Below are 4,921 nucleotides of genomic sequence, written 5' to 3'. Positions count from 1 at the left end.
GAAACTAGGAGCAGATTTTTATTTTGCTACTCCTTATCATTCGTGGGAGAGGGGATTAAACGAGCATACCAATGGACTGTTAAGACAATTTTTCCCCAAGGAAACGAATTTTAAAATCGTTAAGCCAGAGGAGGTGGAAAGAGCCGTAAACTTAATTAACAATCGTCCTCGAAAATGTCTTGACTATCAGACCCCCAATGAGGTATTCTATCAAGCTAGATCAGATAGTGATGCAATTCAGACTTGCATCGGCTGTTCTTGGTCTCAATCTTAACACATCACAGGAGAACTTATGTCTATCGAAGCCGTCAGACAGTTTAATGAAATTGCTAAGAGTGATCTAGAAATTCAAGGTAGTCTAGAACTAACAACAGATGTCCAAAGTTTAATGGATCTTACTGTTATACTGGCTTCTGAGAGAGGCTTCAGCTTTACCTCTGAAGATCTGGCAGAATACTACTCCGAAGAAAGTAGAAGACTTCCTGATATATCTCTCAGAAATGTGATGCTTTTAACTAAAAAAAAATCTGCGTTCGAAAGCGATCCGGAAGTTTGTGATCGATTGCCTTTCTTAGCTCGTGAAATCTGCCGAAAACTCAATTCTTAAAGAAAGCGGGTTTCTTAGAAAACGGGTTTCTTTAAGAAACCCGTTTTCTAATCTCTTAAACGGCTAAACTGAGAATAGCTGCCTGTCTTGACTCTCATTTCTCAGATTGTAAAATAATGCAAATTTATCTTGACTATAGTGCCACTACCCCCACTCATCCCCAAGTGATCGAGCGGGTTGCCACTATTCTGCGGCATCATTGGGGCAATCCCTCCAGTTTACACACTTGGGGACAGGATACGGCGACAGTCATCGAAATGGCTAGAGAACAGGTAGCAGGGTTAATTAATGCCAATCCAGACCAGATTATCTTCACTTCTGGCGGCACGGAAGCCGATAATTTAGCGATTATCGGGGTTGCTCAACAGTATAACCGCCCCCGTCATATAATTATTTCTAGTGTGGAACATTCGGCGATCGCTGAACCCTGTAAACAATTAGAGCAGCAAGGTTGGCAAATTACTCGTCTTCCCGTCAATCGTCAAGGTAGGGTGAATCCTTTAGACCTAAAAGCCGCAATTCAAAGCGATACGGTCTTAATTTCCATTATTTACGGACAAAGTGAGGTGGGAACCCTACAACCGATTGAAGAATTGGGCAGCATTGCCAGAGAAAGGGGAGTGCTTTTTCACACCGATGCGGTGCAGGTGGCGGCAAGATGCGCGATTGATGTGCGGAAACTGCCCGTAGATTTATTATCTCTTTCCAGCCATAAAATTTATGGAATGCAAGGATCGGGAGCTTTATACATCAGAGCCGGTGTCGATATTTTACCATTACTGCGGGGCGGTGGCCAGGAAAAAGGTCTGCGATCGGGAACCCCAGCCGTACCGGTGATCGCAGCTTTCGGTTTAGCGGCTGAATTAGCCCAAAAAGACTTAATTAGCGAAAAAATGCGTTTAATCGCCCTGCGAGATCGATTATTTGACCTCTTAGCCGATTATCCTTATCTGCTGCCCACGGGGGACCGATTCTATCGTTTACCCCACCACGTCAGCTTTATTGTCCGTCCCGACGATGACAGTCAGATCACGGGAAAACAGCTAGTTCGTCAGCTTAATTTAGCAGGAATCGGCATTAGTTCTGGGTCCGCCTGTCATAGTGGCAAACTTTCCCCTAGTCCAATTTTAAAAGCTATGGGCTACAGCGATCGAGAAGCATTAGCGGGAATTCGTTTAACCCTGGGAAGGGACACCAGCGCAGCCGATATTGATTGGACGGCTCTAGTATTAAAACAAGTGATCGATCGCTGTTTATCTGCTTTAATTGTGAGCAAGAGTTAGTTTATGACTCAAATTGCCCTTCGATCAAGATAATTTCGCCAAAATCGGGAATCCATGCCACCCAACGGCCCTGATCCTGTTCACAGAGTAGTAGCGCTTCATCAAAGCTGTATGGAGAGGGGAGCATTCTGAGTTGTACCCATGTGTTTGCTTGGGGACAAGTAACAACGGCAGTAGTGCGGTATTGTAGTAAAGACATACACAGATCACCCTGATAATTCTGTATCTAAATTTACAAACAAACCGATGACTGTGGGTAACTTTGTTTTAAATCTTTACATCTTTACCTGAGTTCTTGCATCATTAATTTTTGAGAGGGCAAAAATGAGAAAAATAAGCATAAAGTTGCATAAAATCACCAAATAGAGCATTTAATTGATTAATGCTCATTCTTAATTCTCCTGACGACTGACTACTGGCTCCTTACTCCTCACCTAAAGGAAGATTTTTGATTTTTGCAAGAGGTCTATTTAGGGCTTGCTGAATAAATCTAAAAACCTTGTTGGATAAGGCTTTTAGACTTTTTTGACCTCAAAAAGTGCCGACCATTGGAGGGATTGGGGGTAAAATTCAGGTACTTTTTCCCTGAAAATTAGGTAACTGACTACCTCAAAATCGGTAAAACCCTACACCCCACACCCCACACCCCACACCCTGCCCCCACCAACAAACTTTTTCAGCAGACCCTATTTATTCGGCCAATCCTAGTTATGATCATTACTGGTACATGATAGTTGATAACTGGTAATGGTAAGTTCTTTCCCTCGCACCTATAAAATCGCCGTCATCGGTGACATTCACGACCAATGGGAAATAGAAGATAATTTAGCTCTAGAAGCTTTACAAGTGGATTTAGCCCTATTTGTGGGGGATTTTGGCAATGAATCCCTAGAAGTTGTCAGTCGGATTGCTAGTTTGTCCTTACCAAAAGCCGTTATTCTCGGTAATCATGACGCGTGGTATAGCGCCACCCCTTGGGGACGAAAACAATGTCCCTACGATCGCAACAAGGAAGATCGTGTCACCGCCCAGTTAGAATTATTAGGGGTTGCTCATGTGGGTTACTCAAAACTAGACCTACCCAGTTTAGAGCTTTCGATTGTTGGGGGTCGTCCCTTTACTTGGGGGGGTTCCGAGTGGAAAAATGGGGAATTTTTTCAAGAACGCTATAATATCAGCAGTTTTGCCGAATCTACTGCCAAAATTATCGCTAATATTCAAGATACTGCCTATAATAACCTGATTTTTTTAGGTCACAATGGTCCAGCCGGACTGGGAAAGGAAGCGGAAGCTATCTGTGGTCGGGATTGGCAACCCTTGGGAGGGGACCACGGGGATCCGGATTTAGCAGCGGCCATCGCACAAGCACAGCTATTAGGAAAACAGGTTCCTCTCGTCAGTTTCGGTCATATGCACCACCGTCTCCGTCATACTACTTCCCGTTTACGCAATCCCGTGGTCACTTCCGAGATGGGAACTGTTTATCTGAATGCTGCCAGTGTCCCTCGCATTCTCCACTCCGATAAGGGTAAATCTCGCAATTTTTCCCTAGTCACTCTTGAAGAAGGTCTAGTCACAGAAGCATCTTTAATCTGGTTGAACGATAATTTCGAGATTATCAGTAATAGAAAACTTTATCACTCCGGGGCATCAATTGATCGGCTAAGCTTTTACGCATTTAAGTTACATTGACAGCATTACCCTTATTTTTAAGTTTTCTACTCCATTTAATAATCAATCCCCCTTCATTTAAAAGCTGATTGACTACTTTTTCCAGTTCTTCTTTATTTTCAAATTCTCGATTAGCTATGTATTCTTTAGCGGAATGCCACACTAATTCTATTAGGTGGTAATCTGGACTATAAGCTGGTAAAAACTCTAGCCTAATATTGGGCAACTCTTTTTCCACCTGCTCAATAACATCTTTCTTTTTGTGATAACTAGCATTGTCTAATATAATGATAATCTTAGGTCACTTTTCTCGAAAATCTTCGGGCAGATTTCCCAAGTTTATCCATTCTTGACGAATCTCTTCATGAAGTTTCTTTAATTGTTCATGGAAAGTTTCTGAATTTCCTTTTTTGATCATAAAACAGACTCGTTTTTTGTCATTATATCTTAAGGCTCCCATCACATTCACCCTTCCTCTTTTTCTTTGTCCATTCACTTTTTTTCGCTTTCCTTTTTTTGTCCAAGCTCTCCTTCTTATTACTCTCAAACTAAATCCACACTCATGAGGAGCTGTGTGGCGAACCTGCGTCGCCACCTTGAAAGCCCCGTCTCAAAACCATACCTGGATTGACTCTGGCTTTTCTTTAGCCAACCTTAAATATTCATCTAATTTTTCTTTAAATGCTTTTCTTAATTTCTTGTCTTGCTTATCTTCTAGACTATATTTCGCCCAGATATACACATACTTTTTTCTTCTCAATATTCTTCTCACTTGCGAGCCACTCAGTTTAATTCCTGTTTCCTTTTCTAGATGCTCTGCTAATCTTGCCGCTGTCCATCTCCCGAATTCATATCCAAATTCCTTCGGGTCTTCATCAACTATTTTCAATAGTAAATTAATATATTCCTCTGTGGCTTTTTTATGATTTCCATTTTTTCTCCCATCTTCTAGACTTTCTAAATTGTTAGGATCGCCGTGAACACACCAATAGGCGACCGTTTTGAGTGAACAGCCAATAAAATCAGCTAAGTACCCAAGCAAAATTAATTACACATTTCGATGAAGCTTTTGCCTCTTGCCTATCTTCACTGGGAAATTTATGGCTCTTCGTTACTTGTTATGGTTCGATAGGGGGGCATAAATTGACTAAATCCTTCTCTGGCAAGAGACTTAATTGATGAGTTCGCTCTAGATAAAAAACAATTGACAAAAATCGCCAAATGCCTTTCTACATAAGGAGTCCATCCCTTATAACCCCGGGAGCATCCCAATTTTGCAATAAGTATAAATGCTTAGAGACTAAAAACGTTAGCTAAGGCAAAATAAAGAGAAACAATTAAACGGTAGAATCATGAATAC

The 4,921-nt window shown here is 41.6% G+C and carries 5 protein-coding genes and 1 pseudogene; 4 read left to right on the top strand and 2 right to left on the bottom strand.

Features of this window, described 5'->3' with window-relative positions; genetic code table 11:
• The 3 genes from H6G40_RS22450 to H6G40_RS22440 all read left to right on the top strand — a co-directional run.
• A partial coding sequence (locus H6G40_RS22450; protein WP_190538251.1) for an IS30 family transposase occupies positions 1-274 on the top strand: 274 nt, incomplete at its 5' end.
• Positions 275-292: 18 nt separating this feature from the next.
• Entirely contained in the window at positions 293-607 is a 315-nt protein-coding gene (locus H6G40_RS22445) for a Nif11-like leader peptide family natural product precursor (protein WP_002738273.1), read from the top strand.
• Between the two features lie 116 nt (positions 608-723).
• On the top strand, positions 724-1,890 hold the full coding sequence (locus H6G40_RS22440; RefSeq protein ID WP_002737766.1) for a cysteine desulfurase family protein: 1,167 nt from the start codon (positions 724-726) through the stop codon (positions 1,888-1,890).
• 1 nt (position 1,891) lies between these two features.
• On the opposite strand, the gene H6G40_RS22435 is transcribed toward H6G40_RS22440, so the two are convergent.
• On the bottom strand, positions 1,892-2,089 hold the full coding sequence (locus H6G40_RS22435; protein ID WP_002736283.1) for a hypothetical protein: 198 nt from the start codon (positions 2,087-2,089) through the stop codon (positions 1,892-1,894).
• A 548-nt stretch (positions 2,090-2,637) separates the two neighbouring features.
• Between H6G40_RS22435 and H6G40_RS22430 the strand changes: the two genes are divergently transcribed.
• Positions 2,638-3,582 carry a TIGR04168 family protein gene (locus H6G40_RS22430; RefSeq protein WP_123230415.1) on the top strand — a complete coding sequence of 315 codons (945 nt, stop codon included), beginning with the start codon at positions 2,638-2,640 and terminating at the stop codon, positions 3,580-3,582.
• Here H6G40_RS22430 and H6G40_RS22425 read toward each other — a convergent pair.
• Positions 3,569-4,591, bottom strand: a pseudogene (locus H6G40_RS22425) (IS630-like element ISMae23 family transposase); the annotation flags it as partial. The gene H6G40_RS22430 and the pseudogene H6G40_RS22425 sit on opposite strands and share 14 nt — an antisense overlap.
• Between the last annotated feature and the right edge of the window lie 330 nt (positions 4,592-4,921).

The organism is Microcystis viridis FACHB-1342, assembly GCF_014698335.1.
GTDB lineage: Bacteria > Cyanobacteriota > Cyanobacteriia > Cyanobacteriales > Microcystaceae > Microcystis > Microcystis ichthyoblabe_A.
Note: the sequence above shows the minus strand (reverse complement) of the source record. Positions and strands in the feature narration are given on the sequence as shown.

Bases quoted from the DNA above. Each gene is read 5' to 3' on its own strand.
- H6G40_RS22445 (WP_002738273.1), top strand. From the start codon at position 293: ATGTCTATCGAAGCCGTCAGACAGTTTAATGAAATTGCTAAGAGTGAT.
- H6G40_RS22440 (WP_002737766.1), top strand. From the start codon at position 724: ATGCAAATTTATCTTGACTATAGTGCCACTACCCCCACTCATCCCCAA.
- H6G40_RS22435 (WP_002736283.1), bottom strand. From the start codon at position 2,089: ATGTCTTTACTACAATACCGCACTACTGCCGTTGTTACTTGTCCCCAA.
- H6G40_RS22430 (WP_123230415.1), top strand. From the start codon at position 2,638: ATGGTAAGTTCTTTCCCTCGCACCTATAAAATCGCCGTCATCGGTGAC.